Source organism: Acidiphilium acidophilum (assembly GCF_033842475.1).
GTDB classification, from domain to species: Bacteria; Pseudomonadota; Alphaproteobacteria; order Acetobacterales; family Acetobacteraceae; genus Acidiphilium; species Acidiphilium acidophilum.
Genome location: NZ_JAWXYB010000018.1, coordinates 3368506 through 3384635 on the forward strand (window position 1 = coordinate 3368506; position 16130 = coordinate 3384635).

Here is a 16130-nt window from a genome sequence, read left to right on the forward strand (position 1 = left end):
GAATACCAGAATGAACAGCCCTTGCCGGGGCATGCCCCGGCAAGGGCACCAACTCCCAACCCAAAATGAATTTCCAGACGTCAGGTTACACCACCTCGCCGCCGCGATGGGCCGGAGGCTGGCCGAGATGCATGCGACGCTGGCGACACCGGGCACCGCACCGGCCTTCGCGCCGGAACCGGCGAGCGAGGCGGATGCGCGCGGCTGGGCCGATGCGGCGCGGCATCAACTGGAGGCGGCGTTCGCCGCACTTGAACGCGCGCGGCCGGCGGCAAGTGCTGCGACCACCGCGCTGATCGATGAAGTCGTGGCGGCGCGCGGCGCGCTGGAAGCGGCGCTGCCGAAGCTGGCGGCGGCGGGGAGCGGGACGCTCAAGACGCGGATTCACGGAGATTTCCACCTCGGGCAGATCCTTGCGGCGCAGGGCGATGCCTATCTGATCGATTTCGAGGGCGAGCCCGCGAAGTCGATCACCCAGCGGCGGGCGAAGGCTTCGGCCCTGCGCGATGTGGCGGGGCTGCTGCGTTCGTTCGATTATGCCGGGGCCTCGGTTTCGCGCGCGGTGCCGGTTTCGACCGACCGGGCGGCGGAGCGGAGCAACTCGATGCTGCAACGCTTCGTCACCGATGCGAGCGCCGCCTTCATCGAGGCGTATCGCGCGGTGGCGGGGGCGGCGGAGCATAAATGGGTGAGCGATGAGGCGTGGGAGGATTTGCTGCGCCTGTTCCTGATCGAGAAATCCGCTTACGAAATCTGCTACGAATCGGCCAACCGCCCTGGCTGGCTTGCGATTCCGCTTGGCGGGCTTGCCGCCATCACCCGACAGATCACAGGAGGCGACCATGCCAGCGCATGACGATGCGGCGCTCGACGCGCTCGCCAACGGCACCCATGGCGACCCGTTCGCGATTCTGGGACCGCATCGCGACGGCGAGGAAACCAGCGTAACGACCTTTCAGCCCGGGGCGGGCAGCGTGACGCTGCTGGCGGACGGCAACGAGATCGCCATGACCCGGATCCATCCCGCCGGGATTTTTCGCGGCGCACTGCCGGGCTCGGGTGCGTACCGGCTGCGCGTGGGGTGGGACGAGGCATCCCGCGAGATCGACGATCCCTACCGGTTTGCCACGCTGTTGAGCGAGTATGACGTTTACCTGCTGGCCGAAGGGCGGCAATTGCGGCTGACCGAGAGCCTCGGCGCCACCCCCGCGACGATCGAGGGCGTGAGCGGGGTGCGGTTCGCGGTGTGGGCGCCGAACGCGCGGCGGGTTTCGGTGGTCGGTGCGTTCAATCTGTGGGACGGGCGGCGTCACCCGATGCGCAAGCGCCACGATATCGGGGTGTGGGAATTGTTCATTCCCGAGGTCGCGGTCGGCAGCCTCTATAAATACGAGATTCTCGCGGCGCATGGCGGGTTGCTGCTCAAGGCCGATCCGCTGGCGCGGCAGGTGCAGGGACCGCCGGAAACCGCGTCGATCGTGGCGGATGCCGCGCCCTTCGCGTGGCATGACGAGGCCTGGATGAACGGGCGGGATGGGCGTTCGGACCGGGCGCTGTCGGTCTATGAGGTCCATGCCGCGTCGTGGCGGCGGCATGACGATGGCTCGCCGTTGTTGTGGGGCGAGCTGGCCGAGCAGTTGATCCCTTACGTGACGGCGCTCGGGTTCACCCATATCGAGTTCATGCCGGTGATGGCGCACCCGTTCGGCGGCTCATGGGGTTATCAGCCGCTGTCGCAATTCGCGCCGATGCCGGCGCTGGGGACGCCCGCGGAGTTCGCTTCGTTCGTGGATCGCTGCCATCAGGCGGGGGTGGGTGTCATTCTCGACTGGGTGCCGGCGCATTTTCCGACCGATGCGTTCGGGCTCGCGCAGTTCGACGGGACGCCGCTTTATGAGCATGCCGACCCGCGCGAGGGGTTCCATCAGGACTGGAACACGCTGATCTACAATCTCGGGCGCAACGAGGTGCGGAACTTCCTGATCGCGAGCGCGCTGTTCTGGCTCGACCGGTATCATGTCGACGGCATCAGGGTCGATGCGGTGGCCTCGATGCTGTACCGCGATTATTCACGCAAGGAGGGCGAGTGGATTCCCAACCGGTACGGCGGGCGGGAGAATCTGGAGGCGATCGATTTTCTCAAGGAATTGTCGGGGTCGATCGAGATCTATGCGCCCGGGGCGATGCTGATCGCCGAGGAATCGACCGCGTGGCCGGGCGTGACTAGGCCGGTCGCCGATGGCGGGCTGGGGTTCAGCCACAAGTGGAACATGGGCTGGATGCACGACACGCTGCGCTACATCGAGGAGGACCCGATCAACCGGCGCTATCATCATGACGAGATGACGTTCGGGTTGGTCTATGCGTTTTCCGAGCGGTTCGTGCTGCCGATCTCGCATGACGAGGTGGTTTACGGCAAGCACTCGCTGATCGGGAAAATGCCGGGGGACCGCTGGCAGAAATTCGCCAATCTGCGGGCGTATCTGTCGTTCATGTGGACCCAGCCGGGCAAGAAGCTGCTGTTCATGGGGCAGGAATTCGGCCAGACCAACGAGTGGAATCACGATGCGACACTCAACTGGGGCGAGGCGGATCAGCCCGAGCATGACGGGCTGCGCCGGTTGATCGGCGATCTGAACCGGATCTACCGGCGCGAGCCCGCGCTTTCGGCGACCGATTTCGATCCGGCGGGGTTTCGCTGGATTGTGGGCGACGATCGCGACCAGAGTATTTTCGCCTGGCAGCGCCAGACCGGCAACGAGGACGAAACCGTCGTGGTGCTGGCCAATTTCACCCCGGTGCCGCGCAGCGAGTACCGAATCGGGGTGCCGTTCGCCGGGCGCTGGCGCGAGGTGTTCAACAGCGATTCGGGCGCTTATGGCGGCTCCGACCTCGGCAATCTCGGCGGGGTGGCGAGCGAGCCGATCGGGCAGCATGGCGTGGCACAGTCGATCGTGCTGACGGTGCCGCCGCTCGGGGTGCTGATTTTGCGCAGGGATAGCTGATGGCGATACTGCCGGCGCGGCTGAAGGCGGGCGCCCCGGACCCGCTGGGGGCGACGTGGGATGGGCTCGGGGTCAATTTCGCGGTGTTTTCGGCCAATGCCGACCGGATCGAACTGTGCCTGTTCGACCGGGGCGGGCGGCGCGAGATCGCGCGTTACGATCTGCCCCAGTGCACCGACGAGGTGTTCCACGGCTACCTGCCCGATGCGCTGCCGGGGCTGATTTACGGGTTTCGCGCGCATGGGCCGTATCAGCCGGAGCGCGGCCACCGGTTCAATCCGAACAAGCTGCTGCTCGATCCGTATGCGAAGGCGCTGTTCGGCGACATCCACTGGTCGGACACGCTGTTCGGCTACCGGGTGGGCGCGGCGCGGGCGGATCTGTCGTTCGACCGGCGGGACAGCGCGCTGGCGATGCCCAAGGCGGTGGTGACCGGGGCAGATGCGGTGTGGGGCGATCATCGCCGGCCGAAGCGGGGCTGGAGCGAGACCGTGATTTACGAGGCGCATCTGCGCGGGCTGAGCATGCAGCGCGGCGATGTCGCGCCTGAGCAGCGGGGCACCTTCGCGGCGTTGCAGAACCCGCGGTTGATCGAACATATGGTGGATCTCGGCATCACCGCGATCGAGTTGCTGCCGGTGCAGGCCTTTCTGCAGGACCGGTTTCTGGTCGAGCGGAAGCTGAGCAATTACTGGGGCTATTCGACGCTGGGGTTCTTTGCGCCGCAGACCTCGTATCTCGCGGATGCCGAGCAGGCCGGGCACGAGGTGCGGAGCGCGGTGCGGCGGCTGCACGAGGCCGGGATCGAGCTCATTCTCGACGTGGTCTACAATCATACCGCCGAAGGCAACGAGATGGGGCCGACGCTGAGTTGGCGCGGGCTCGACAATGCCAGCTACTACCGGCTGATGCCGGGTCACGAGCGGTATTTCATCAACGACACCGGCTGCGGCAACACGCTGAACATCAACCATCCCCGCGTGCTGCAGATGGTGATGGACAGCCTGCGCCACTGGGCCGAGGCGTATCAGGTCGATGGGTTCCGCTTCGATCTGGGAACCATTCTGGGGCGCGAGGCGAGCGGGTTCGATCCCGGTTCGGGGTTTTTCGATGCGATCCGGCAGGACCCGGTGCTCGGCAAGCTCAAGCTGATCACCGAACCGTGGGACCTCGGGCCGGGCGGTTACCAGCTCGGCAATCATCCGCCGGGGTTTTCCGAGTGGAACGCGGCGTTTCGCGACGGGGTGCGGCGGTTCTGGCGCGGCGACGACAGCCAGCGGCCCGAGATTGCGCGGCGGCTGATGGGGTCGCCGGAATTGTTCGATCACCGGCGGCGGCGGCCCTGGGCGTCGATCAATTTCGTGACCGCACATGACGGGTTTACCCTGCATGATCTGGTCAGCTACGCCCAGCGGCATAACCTCAAGAACGGCGAGGATAACCGCGACGGCAGCAGCGACAATCAATCGGCCAACTGGGGGGTCGAGGGCGAGACCGGTAATCCCGCGATCCAGCTGGTGCGCGAGCGGCTCAAGCGGGCGATGCTGGCGACGCTGTTCGTGTCCTACGGGGTGCCGATGCTGCTGGCGGGGGACGAACTCAACCGGACCCAGCGCGGCAACAACAACGCCTATTGCCAGGACAATGAATTATCCTGGATCGACTGGTCGGTGCTGCATGACGGCACGGCGGCGCCGCTGCTCGCCTTCGTCGCCCGGTTGAGCGCGTTGCGGCGGCGCTACCCGAGCTTGCGGAGTTCGTGGTTTCACCACGGGCTTGAGACGATCGGACCTGATCTTGCCGACACCGCGTGGTTCGACGAGGCCGGGCGCGACCTGACCAGCGAGGCCTGGGCAGACCCCTTCGCGCGGCTGCTGGCGCTGCGGCGGGCGAGCCATGAGGGCGAGGTGGCGGACGCGACGCTGGTGCTGCTCAACGCCTCGGATCAGGACCGCGAGTTCACCCTGCCCGAACCCGCGCTGGAGTGGACGCTGGAACTCGATACCGCAAATCCCCAATTGCAGCGGGCGGCATTTTCCGCTCCCATCATCAAGGTTGCTGCCCGTGCCGTCGTGGTGCTGGGCGCGCCGATCGAGGAATGACCGCCATGACCGATACGGCACGACACGATATTCGACCGGGTGCCGCGATGATCGGGCAGGGGCGGGCGCGGTTTCGGGTATGGGCGCCGGGATGCGAGGCGGTCGGGCTGGTGCTGCGCGGGGGCGACGCGCTGCCGATGACGCGCGACGAGGCGGGGTTTTTCACCCTCGAAGCGGCGGCAAAGCCCGGCGATACCTACCGGTTTGCGATCGGCGGGGGCAATACCCTGCCCGATCCGGCCTCGCGGTTGCAGGCGGGCGATGTTCATGATGCGAGCGTGGTGCCCGACCCGGCGCCTTACCACTGGCGGCATCCCGCATGGGCCGGGCGGCCCTGGCACGAGACCGTGCTTTACGAGCTGCACCCCGGCGCGTGCGGCGGTTATGCCGGGATCGAGGCGATGCTGCCGCGCCTCGCCGAGATCGGGTTCACCGCGATCGAGCTGATGCCGATCGCGGATTTTCCCGGCCGGCACAACTGGGGCTATGATGGCGTGCTGCCCTATGCGCCGGATACCGCCTACGGCACGCAGGAGGCGCTGAAACATCTGATCGATACCGCGCACGGGCTCGGGCTGATGGTGTTTCTCGATGTCGTCTATAATCATTTCGGACCTGACGGGAATTATCTGCACAGCTACGCGCCGCAGTTTTTCCGCGAGGATATGAAGACGCCGTGGGGCGGCGCGATCGATTACCGGCGCGAGCCGGTGCGGCGGTATTTCATCGATAACGCGATTTACTGGCTCGACGAGTTCCGGTTCGACGGGCTGCGTTTCGATGCGGTGCACGCGATCAAGGACGACAAGTTTCTGGCCACGATGGCGCACGAAATCCGCGCGGCGATCGACCCGGCGCGGCAGATCCATCTGGTGCTCGAAAATGACGACAACAACGCGACCCTGCTCGCGCCGGACGGGGCGGGGGCGTTGTATGACGCGCAATGGGCCGATGACACCCATCATTGCTTCCATGTCCTGCTGACCGGCGAGCAGGGCGGGTATTACGAGGATTATCCCGAGGCGGCGGCCCAACTGGCGCGCTGCCTCGATTCCGGGTTCGCGTATCAGGGCGAGGCCTCACCCCACCGGGACGGCGAGCATCGCGGCACGCCGAGCGGGCATCTGCCGCCGACCGCCTTCGTTGCGTTTCTGCAGAACCACGACCAGATCGGCAATCGGGCGTTCGGTGAGCGGTTGACCACGCTGGCGGATCATGACGGGTTGCGCGCCGCGATGTTCCTGCTGCTGCTCTCGCCGCAGATCCCGCTGGTGTTCATGGGCGAGGAATATGGCGAGGAGCGGCCATTTCTGTATTTCACCGACCATGCTTCGGCAGAGCTTGCCGAAGCGGTGAAAACCGGGCGGCAGGCGGAATTTTCGAAATTCCCGGCATTTTCCTCAGCCGAGGCGCAGCGGGCGATTCCCGATCCGAACGACAAGGCGACCTTTGCGGCCTCGATCCCAAGCTTCGATGACGCGGAGGCACCGGGTGCCGGATGGCGGCTGTTTCATACCGCCTTGCTCGGCATCAGACGGGAGATTGTCGTGCCGCGCATTCCGGGTGCGCGAAGTTTGGGGGCGACAGCGCTCGGGCGGAGCGGGGTGCGCGCTTCGTGGCGGCTGGGCGATGAGTCGGTGCTGACGATCGCGGCGAATTTCGGCGAGGAGCCGGTGGCGTGCGAACCCGGCGAGGGGATGGTGCTGGCGGCATCGCCGCCGACCGGGCGGGCCGATGCGATGCTGCCGGGGCGGACCGCGGTGGCCTGGTTCGCACCTTCATGAGCGACGAGGCGCTGTTCAGCCTCGCCGACCGGGCAGGGCTGAGCGTGGTGTGGCACGATGTGTTCGGCACCGCGCATCATGTGGCACCCGAAATGTTGCGCCCGCTGCTCGCCGCACTGGGGCACGAGGCGGATTCGGATGGGGCATGTGCCGCGAGCCTCGGACGGCTCGATGAGGAATCGCGCGCGACACCGAAGCTGGTGACCGCGCTGGCGGGCGGGGATATCAGGTTTCGTCATGACGGTGGCGCGGCGCGGCTGACGCGGGAGGACGGAACGATCGTCGAGACCCGGGCCGAACCGGTCGGGGATGGCTGGGCGCGGCTGCCGCCGGTTAATGAGGTCGGGTATCATACGCTGGCGATCGGGGAGCGGACGATCGGGATCGCGGTGGCGCCGGCACGGGCCTTCACCATGCGCGATGCGCTCGACCGGGCGGGGCGCGGCGGCAAGGCCTGGGGGCTGGCGGCGCAGGTTTATGGATTGCCGCGCGCGGGCGATGGCGGGATCGGCGATTTCGCGTCGCTCGCGGAACTGGCGCGCAGGGCGGCTGAACACGGGGCGGATGCCATCGCGATCAGCCCGATCCACGCGCTCTATGCCAGCGAGCCGGGGCATTACGGGCCGTACGGGCCGTCGAGCCGGATTGCGCTGAACCCGGTTTATGCCGCGCTGGACTGTTCCGATCCGGTGCCGGGCCCGGAAGACGTGACCGGGGAATCGCCGGGCGGGCTGGTTGATTGGCGGCGGTTTACCCCGCCACGTTACGCGGCGCTGCGCGCGGCCTTCGCGCAGGAGCGCCATGAGGCGGCGTTTCGCGCGTTTTTGAGCGATCCGCCGCCGGCCCTGCTGCTGCATGCGCGGTTCGAGGCGCTGGTTGCGCATCAATTGGCACACGGGGCGGGGCGCGACTGGCGACACTGGCCGGATGCGCTGCGAAGCCCGGCCACGCCGGAGGTTGCGGCAATTCTGGCGGCCGAGGGCGAGGAGGTCGAGTTTCATCTGTTCGCGCAATATCGGGTGCGGGCGGATCTGCGCCGGGCGCAGCTTGCGGCGACCGGGGCGGGCATGGCGGTCGGGCTGATCGCGGACCTTGCGGTGGGGGCCGATCCGGCGGGCAGCGATGCCTGGGGGCGGCCACTGGAGGTGTTGCGCGGCGCATCGGTCGGCGCGCCACCCGATGAGTTCAACCGGCGCGGCCAGAACTGGGGGCTGACCGCATTTTCGCCGCGCGGGCTGCGCGATAGCGGATTTTCCGCGCTGCGCGACATGCTCGGGGCCGCGCTGGAGCCGACCGGCGGGGTGCGGATCGATCATGCCATGGGGCTGTCGCGGCTGTGGATCATTCCCGAGGGCGGCGAGGCGAAGGATGGCTGTTTCCTGCGCTATCCGTTCGATGACATGCGGCGGATCGTCATGCTGGAATCGGTGCGTCATCGCGGGATCGTGGTGGCCGAGGATCTCGGCACGGTGCCCGAAGGGTTCCGCGATGGGCTGGCGACCGGCGGGATCGCGGGGATGAGCATTCTGTGGTTCGAGCGCGACGGCGACCGGTTCGTACCGCCCGCTCACTGGCGCGCAGATACTGCGGCCCTGACCACGACGCATGATCTGCCGACCGCCGCCGGGTGGTGGCGCGGCACGGATATCGGCTGGCGCGAGCGGCTGCATATTCCGGGCGAGGATGCGGAAAAGCGGGCGTTCGACCGGGGATGCCTGTGGGATGCCTGCGTGCAGTCGGGGGCGGCGGGCGGTGAGCCTCCGGGACCGGACGAATCCGACGCGATCGCGGATGCCGTGATCGCGAATGTCGCCACCGCCTCGTCGGACCTCGTGATCCTGCCGATCGAGGATGTGATGGCGCTGCGCGAGCAGCCGAACATTCCCGGCACGATCGACGAACACCCGAACTGGCGGCGGCGCCTGCCCGAACCGGTGGAAACCTGCCTTGCGGCACCGCGCGTCGCCGCCCGGCTCAAGACCATCGATGGAAAGCGCAGATCATCATGACCACCACACCGCCCCGCGCCACGATCCGCCTGCAGTTCCACAAGGGCTTCACCCTCGATGACGGGGCGGCGGTGGTGCCGTATGCCGCTTCACTCGGGGTGAGCCATTTATATGCGTCGCCGATCCTGAAGGCGCGGCCGGGCTCGACCCATGGCTACGACATCGTGGACCATAACGCGATCAATCCCGAACTGGGCGGCGCGACGGCGCTGGAGCAGCTTTCGGCGACGCTGCGCGAACACGGGCTCGGGCTGATCCTCGATATCGTGCCGAACCACATGGGGGTGGGCGGCGGCGACAATGCCTGGTGGATGGACGTCCTGGAATGGGGGCGCGCGAGCCGCTACGCCGATGCGTTCGATATCGACTGGATGCCGCCCGACCCCGCGCTGCGCGGCAAGGTGATGGCGCCGTTTCTTGGCGAATCCTATGGCGGGGCGCTGAGATCGGGCGATCTGCAACTCGCCTGCGATCAGGCCGAGGGGCGGATTTCGGTGGTGTATCACGAGCACGTCTTTCCGCTCTCGCCAGCCGGAATGGCGCTGGTGCTGAAGGCGGCGCCGCGCCGGTTCGCCGACGCGATCGCGCATTTCACCGGGGCGGCGGATCTGGCCGACCGGCCCGAGATCGCGCGCCCGCTGGCCGCGACCGCGCGCACGAGGTTCGCCGCCGTGCTGGCGACGCCGGAAGGACAGGCCGGCCTCGCCACCGCGCTGCGCCGCTACGACACCACGACCGAGGACGGCGCGGCACGGCTGCATGACCTGCTCGAAATGCAGAACTACCAACTGACCTACTGGCGTGCGGCGGCGGATGAAATCAACTGGCGGCGGTTTTTCGACATCAACACGCTGGCGGGGATTCGCGCCGAAATTCCGTGGGTGTTCGACGAGAGCCACAGGCTGATCCTCGATTTATATGCGCGCGGGATCATCGACGGGGTGCGGATCGATCACGTGGACGGGTTGGCCGATCCGCGCGCCTATCTGCGCAAGCTGCGGCGGGCGCTGGCGGCGGCGGCGAAGCACCGGCCCGCCTCGGCCTCGGCGGGGCCGGCTTACATCATCGTCGAGAAAATTCTGGCACCGCACGAGCGGTTGCGGACCGACTGGCTGACCGACGGCACCACCGGCTACGATTTCATGAACGAGGTGGGCGGTGTGCTGCACGAACCGGCGGGAGAGGACCCGTTGGGCTCATTGTGGCACGAACTGACCGGGCGGAGTGCGGCGTTCGATCCCGAGGAGCGCGACGCCCGCCGCCAGATTCTGCGCGACAACCTGACCAGCGAGTGGAACGGAACGGCGGCGCTGCTGCACCGGCTGGCGGCATCGAACCTCGCGACGCGCGATATCTCGCTCACCGCGTTGCGGCGCGCTCTGGGGGAATTGCTGGTGCATTTTCCGATCTACCGGATCTATGCCGGGGCCGGGGGCAGCACCGACACCGACGAGCAGACCATGAACTGGGCGCTCGCGCGGGCACGGCGGAGTTTTCGGGTTGCGGACCGCAACCTGCTCGATCAGATCCGGCACTGGCTGGCCGACCGGCCCCTGGCACGCGAGCCGCTGGAGCGGCGCGCGCTGCACCGTCGGGCGATGGTGCGGTTTCAGCAGCTTTCGGCGCCGGTGGCGGCCAAGTCGGTCGAGGATACCGCATTCTACCGGTATGGCAGGCTGATTTCGCGCAACGAGGTGGGCAGCACCCCGGCGCAGTTTTCGGTGAGTGTGCCCGCGTTCCATGCCGCGCAGGCGCAGCGGGCGGCGCTGTTTCCTGATGCCATGCTGGCTACCGCGACACATGACCACAAGCGCGGCGAGGACACCCGCATGCGGATTGCGGTGATCTCTGAAATGCCGGAGCGGTGGCGCGCGGCGCTGGCGCGGTGGATGCGGCTGAATGCCGGGCTGGTGCGCGATCTCGATTCCGGCCGGGCGCCGAGCGAGGGCGACGAGATCATGCTGTATCAGACGCTGGTGGGGGCGTGGCCGCTCGAAGCGGGGGGGCCCGACGGCGATTTTCAGGACCGGGTCTGGGGCTGGTGGGAAAAATCGATCCGCGAGGCGAAGCTGCGCTCGGAATGGGCGGCGCCGGACGAAGCCTATGAGGAAGCGTGCCGGCAGTTTCTCGATGGGGTGTTCGACGCCGGTCGGGCGACCGCGACGCGGGGCGAGATCGGGGCGTTCGCCGCGATGATCGGGCCGGCGGGAGCGCTCAACGGGTTGAGCCAGACCGTGCTGAAATATACCGTGCCGGGCGTGCCGGATTTGTATCAGGGCACCGAGTTCTGGGATTTGTCGCTGGTCGATCCGGATAATCGCCGCCCGGTCGATTATGCGGTGCGGCGGGCGGCGCTGGCGGAGGGTGGCGATCCTGCGGCGTTGCTGGCGGGATGGCAGAGCGGGGTGGTGAAGCAGGCGATCATTGCGCGGTTGCTGGCCTTGCGCACCGCGCATCCCGCGCTGTTTGCGGCGGGGAGTTATGTGCCGCTCGATTTCGGCGGGGTCCTGGCCGATCAGGCGATCGGGTTCGTGCGCGAGCATGAGGGGGCGCGGCTCGTGGTGATTGCGTCCCGGCTCGGGAGTGCGGCGCTGGGCGAGGCGGACAAGCCGCTGATTCCGGCTGAAGCCTGGGGCGATACCGCGCTGACGACGCCGCTGGATGGCGCGTGGCGCGACGTGCTGAGTGGCCATGATCATGACGGGATCGACGATGTCGCGGCGTTGCTGCGCATCCTGCCCGTCGCCGTCCTCCAGGGATGATGCGCCAAGCCCGGGCGCCCCTGACCCTGATTCAGAGAGTTTTTTGGTTCTTTTTTGCAAAAAAGAACACCTTCCCGCCCTCCCCCCGCCTCCGGCAGCGGGATTCGTTACGCGCAGATGCCCTTGCGGTTACGGGCGGTTGCGGCTAGGCCGCATGTCGGTACGGTGTGCGGATTGTTTTCGTGCCATCGGGGTTTCACGAACTGGGTTCGTTTAGGAGAGCATCCTTGCGGCGTCTGCGGTTGGCTTTAATGACATCGGCTCTGGTGCCCGGATTTGTGGTGCCGGTTTCTCAATCCGCGCTCGCCGCGACGCGACCGGCTCCCGGGCCGGCCTCGCAGGTGCAGACCGGCGGGCGGATTGCTGCGGTCGATGTGTCGGGCAACCAGCGGATCGATGCGAGCACGATCCGCTCGTATATCCTGCTTCAGCCCGGCGATGCGTTCAGTGCGCGGCGGATGGATCTGAGCCTCAAGACGCTTTACGCGACCGGCCTGTTCAAGACGGTGTCGATCACCCGGCAGGGCGATGACCTGATGGTCCACGTCAAGGAAAACCCGATCGTCAATCACGTCTATTTTCAGGGTAATTCGGTCGTCAAGGACAAGGCGATGCAGGGCGCGATCGCGCTCAAGCCCGGTTCGGTGTTCACCGCGGCGGAGGCGGCGGCGGCGACCAAGGCGATTTTGGCGCTCTATGCCAAGCGCGGCCATTACAGCGCGACGGTGGAACCGGAAATCGTCAAGCTGCCGGAGAACCGGGTGAACGTGGTGTTCAACTGCCACGACGGGGCGGAGACGCTGATCAGCCGGATCAATTTCATCGGCAATCATCATTATGGCCAGGCCAAGCTGCGCGAGGTGATTTCGTCGCGGCAGGATGCCTGGTACCGGTTTCTGTCGGATTCCGACCAGTACAACAACGAGCGGGTGAAATACGACGAATCCCTGCTCAGCCGGTTCTATTTCCATCACGGTTTCGCCGATTTCAAGATCATCAGCACCACGGCGCAGCTCGCACCGGACCGGAAGTCGTTTTATCTGACCTTCGTCATCGACGAGGGGCATCGTTATCACATCAGTTCGGTCAAGGTGGTTTCCTCGCTGCGCAAGCTGCCGGGCAAGGATCTGCGGCATCTCGTGCCGATCGAAAAGGGCGATATCTTCGACGGGGATGCGCTGCAGACCACGGACAAGGCCATTTCGGAGTACGTGCAGAACCGCGGCTACGCCTTTGCCCAGGTCGAGCCCGATGTGAAGGAAAATCACAAGACCCACACGATCGCTCTGACGTTCCGGGTGATCGAGGGGCCGCGGGTTTATGTCAACAACGTCTCGATCACCGGGAATACCCGGACCGAGGACAGCGTGATCCGCCGGCAGATCGAGCTGGCACCGGGCGATGCGTATAACGAAGAAGCGGTCAAGCAATCCAAGGATAATCTGGAAAATCTCGGCTTCTTCAAGAAGAAGGACATCTCGATCAAGCCGGTGCCGACCAGCCAGCCCGACGAGGTCAATCTCGATGTCGCGCTCGCCGAGCAGGCGAACGGGCAGTTCTCGCTGGGCGGCGGGTATTCGACCGATCTCGGGGCGCTGGTGAATATCGGGCTGAGCGAGAACGATTTCCTCGGCACCGGGATCGATACCTCGATCAGCGCGCTGCTGGCGCAGAAGGGCACGCAGTTCAACCTCGGCGTGACCAACCCGTATTTCCTCGGGCGCAACCTGATCGCCGGGTTCGATCTGTTCCGCACCGATACCGCCAATACGACATCCTACGTGTTTGCCGAACGCTCGATCGGCGGCGATATCCGGCTCGGGTTCCGCTACAACCAGCATGTCAGCCAGGCCTTCACCTACACGGTCAGCACCCGCGACATCTATAATATCGCGACCGGGGCCAGTCTTTACATCCTGAACGAGGCGGGCAATTCGAGCCTGTCGCAGCTCGGCACCACGCTGACCTTCGATTACCGCAACGACCGGCTCGACCCGACTTCGGGCGGGTTGTTCTCGCTCTCGGGCGATCTTGCCGGGCTTGGCGGAACCGCGAAATATATAAGGTTGCAGGCGCGAGCAGCCTATTACATTCCGCTCAAGCGGGTGTTCGGCAGCAAGGCCTGGGTGTTGGAGTTCGACGGACATGTCGGCGACCTCGTCGATATTCTCGGCTATCATTCCCTGATCGCCGACCGGTTCTTCCTCGGCGGCGACAGTCTGCTCGGGTTCCAGACCGGCGGCGCCGGGCCGCATGACACGCTGTATGGCGACAGCCTGGGCGGCAAGTTCATCTGGACGCAGGACACCGTGCTGCATTTCCCGCTGCCGGTTTCGCCCGATCTCGGCGTGTCCGGCTTCGCGTTCACGGATATCGGCAGTCTGTCGGGGGTCAGCCCGATCACGGTCAACGGCACCCAGCTCGGCCTGTACGACAATCCGGCGCCTCGGGTTTCGGTCGGCGTCGGGGTCGCCTGGAATACCCCGTTCGGCCTGATCGACCTTTCATTCGCCCAGCCGATCAAGAAATACAAATACGACCAGATCGAGCAATTCCGCGTTTCATTCGGTACGAGGTTCTAATATCGTGACACTGAAGTCCTTTTTTCGTCTTGGTCTGGCGCTGCCGGTTCTCGCCCTCGGTTTCGGCATCGGCCATGCCCAGAGCAGCAGCGGTCCCGGCTATTTCATTCCCCATCCGAAAGCGCCGCCGGTAAGCCACGCCGCTCCGGTGCGCGAATCCGCGCCGATGGCACCCCAGCCCGGCATGCCCCAGCCGGGCGAACAGCCGGGAACCCAGGCGGTCCCGCCGCAGAAACTGCCGCCGATTCCGCAACTCCCGGCGCTGCCCAAGGAAAATGCGCCGCCATCCCCGGTGATGGGCGTCCTTTCGGTGCCGGAAGTGATGCAGCAATCGACTGCGGCGCAGGGTGTCGAGAAAATCATCGAAGCCCGCCGTCAGAAGCTCGCCGCCGAAGCTCAGGCCGACCAGCAGAAATGGGAAGGCGAGCAGAAGGCGATCACCGCGCAGAAGGCCAAGCTTTCGAAAGCCGCGCTGACCGCGAAGGAACAGGCGCTGCAGAAGGAAATCGAGGAAGCCCAGGTCGATTTCCATAACCGCAATCTCGCCATCGAGGTTTCGGCGCGGGCGGCGCTCGGCAAGATCGAGGCGACGCTGATCGCCGTGATCCGCCAGGTGGCGCAGGCGCACGGAATGAACCTGGTCCTGCACCGCTCGCAGGTGGCGCTGAACGTCAACGGGTTCGACATTTCCAAGGAAGTGGCAGCGCACCTCAACAAGATCCTGCCCTCCGTCGCGGTGCCGCCCTCGGTCGTGCCGAAAATGGCGGGCGGCAAGAAATAAGGGTTGGCGATGACCGATACGGCCGGTTCAAACCTGCCGGGCGACCCACGGTTTTTCAAGCGCGCGGGGCCGTTCAGCCTCGCGGCGGTGGCCGTGGCGATCGGGGCGCCGGCACCGGGCGCGGCTGCCGGGCGGATGTTTCGCGGGATCGCGCCGTTGCAGAGCGCGGGGCCGGACGAGATCAGCTTTCTCGACAACCGGAAATATCTCGGCCTGCTTGCAGAAACCCGCGCGGGCGCGGTCATTCTGCTGCCGGATCTCGCGGATCGGCTGCCGCCCGCCAGCATCGCGCTGCCGGTGGCGCAGCCTTATCTTGCCTGGGCGAAGGCGGGCGGGTTATTCCACCCGCTGCCGCCGGCGAACCCCGGGGTTCATCCGACCGCGATCATCGACCCTTCCGCAACGGTCGATGCCGAGGCGGAGATCGGGCCGTACGCGATCATCGGGCCGCATGTCGAGATCGGGGCGCGGACCATCATCGGGGCGCATGGCGTGGTCGGCGCGGGGGTGATGATCGGAGCGGATTGCCGGATCGCGCCCCATGTGACCATCGGCTACGCGATCATCGGAAACCGGGTGACGCTGCATCCCGGGGTTCGGATCGGGCAGGACGGATTCGGGTTCGCGCCCTCGCCGGAAGGGCTGATCAGCGTGGCGCAGCTCGGGCGGGTGCTGATCCGCGACGATGCCGATATCGGCGCGAATACCACGATCGATCGCGGCTCGGCGCAGGATACCATTATCGGCGCGGGTACCAGGATCGATAATCAGGTGCAGGTCGGGCATAACGTGCAGATCGGGCGGTGCTGCATCATCGTCTCGCAGGTCGGGATTTCCGGCTCGACCATTCTGGAAGATTTCGTGGTTGCCGCCGGGCAGGCCGCGTTTTCCGGCCATCTGCATATCGGCAAGGGCGCGCGGGTCGGGCCGCAGGCGGGGGTGATGAGCAATCTCGAACCCGGTGTCGAGGTGCTCGGCAGCCCGGCACAACCGGCCAAGGCGTTTTTCCGCGAGGTCGCGATGATCCGGCGCTTTGCGCGGCGCGACAGAATGCGCCATTCTGAACCGAAGCCGGACGATACCGCCGGCGACTGAGCCAATCACA

At 66.3% G+C, this 16130-nt stretch carries 9 protein-coding genes; all 9 read left to right on the plus strand.

Annotated elements, in window-relative coordinates; genetic code table 11:
• The first annotated feature begins 31 nt into the window (after positions 1 to 31).
• The 9 genes from SIL87_RS18685 to lpxD all read left to right on the plus strand — a co-directional run bounded on the left by SIL87_RS18685 (position 32) and on the right by lpxD (position 16120).
• Complete coding sequence (locus SIL87_RS18685; RefSeq protein WP_405055277.1) at positions 32 to 856, plus strand: phosphotransferase; 825 nt, start codon at positions 32 to 34, stop codon at positions 854 to 856.
• Positions 843 to 3005: a 1,4-alpha-glucan branching protein GlgB gene (gene glgB / locus SIL87_RS18690; protein ID WP_319615654.1), complete on the plus strand. Its 2163-nt coding sequence runs from the start codon at positions 843 to 845 to the stop codon at positions 3003 to 3005. Before SIL87_RS18685 ends, glgB begins: the two co-directional genes overlap by 14 nt.
• Entirely contained in the window at positions 3005 to 5107 is a 2103-nt protein-coding gene (gene glgX, locus SIL87_RS18695) for a glycogen debranching protein GlgX (RefSeq protein WP_319615655.1), read from the plus strand. Before glgB ends, glgX begins: the two co-directional genes overlap by 1 nt.
• 5 nt (positions 5108 to 5112) lie before the next feature.
• Complete coding sequence (treZ, locus tag SIL87_RS18700) at positions 5113 to 6891, plus strand: malto-oligosyltrehalose trehalohydrolase (protein WP_319615656.1); 1779 nt, start codon at positions 5113 to 5115, stop codon at positions 6889 to 6891.
• Positions 6786 to 8900, plus strand: coding sequence for a 4-alpha-glucanotransferase (malQ, locus tag SIL87_RS18705; protein WP_319615657.1), 2115 nt, complete (start codon positions 6786 to 6788; stop codon positions 8898 to 8900). Before treZ ends, malQ begins: the two co-directional genes overlap by 106 nt.
• The gene (gene treY / locus SIL87_RS18710) at positions 8897 to 11662 is read left to right on the plus strand and encodes a malto-oligosyltrehalose synthase (RefSeq protein WP_319615658.1); all 2766 of its coding nucleotides are present in this window, start codon (positions 8897 to 8899) and stop codon (positions 11660 to 11662) included. Before malQ ends, treY begins: the two co-directional genes overlap by 4 nt.
• Positions 11663 to 11913: 251 nt before the next feature.
• Positions 11914 to 14244, plus strand: coding sequence for an outer membrane protein assembly factor BamA (gene bamA, locus SIL87_RS18715; RefSeq protein ID WP_319615659.1), 2331 nt, complete (start codon positions 11914 to 11916; stop codon positions 14242 to 14244).
• Between the two features lie 4 nt (positions 14245 to 14248).
• Positions 14249 to 15025: an OmpH family outer membrane protein gene (locus SIL87_RS18720; protein WP_319615660.1), complete on the plus strand. Its 777-nt coding sequence runs from the start codon at positions 14249 to 14251 to the stop codon at positions 15023 to 15025.
• A 9-nt stretch (positions 15026 to 15034) separates the two neighbouring features.
• On the plus strand, positions 15035 to 16120 hold the full coding sequence (gene lpxD, locus SIL87_RS18725) for a UDP-3-O-(3-hydroxymyristoyl)glucosamine N-acyltransferase (RefSeq protein ID WP_319615661.1): 1086 nt from the start codon (positions 15035 to 15037) through the stop codon (positions 16118 to 16120).
• Positions 16121 to 16130 lie beyond the last annotated feature (10 nt).

Bases quoted from the DNA above. Each gene is read 5' to 3' on its own strand.
- SIL87_RS18685 (WP_405055277.1), top strand. From the start codon at position 32: ATGCCCCGGCAAGGGCACCAACTCCCAACCCAAAATGAATTTCCAGAC.
- glgB (WP_319615654.1), top strand. From the start codon at position 843: ATGCCAGCGCATGACGATGCGGCGCTCGACGCGCTCGCCAACGGCACC.
- glgX (WP_319615655.1), top strand. From the start codon at position 3,005: ATGGCGATACTGCCGGCGCGGCTGAAGGCGGGCGCCCCGGACCCGCTG.
- treZ (WP_319615656.1), top strand. From the start codon at position 5,113: ATGACCGATACGGCACGACACGATATTCGACCGGGTGCCGCGATGATC.
- treY (WP_319615658.1), top strand. From the start codon at position 8,897: ATGACCACCACACCGCCCCGCGCCACGATCCGCCTGCAGTTCCACAAG.
- bamA (WP_319615659.1), top strand. From the start codon at position 11,914: ATGACATCGGCTCTGGTGCCCGGATTTGTGGTGCCGGTTTCTCAATCC.
- lpxD (WP_319615661.1), top strand. From the start codon at position 15,035: ATGACCGATACGGCCGGTTCAAACCTGCCGGGCGACCCACGGTTTTTC.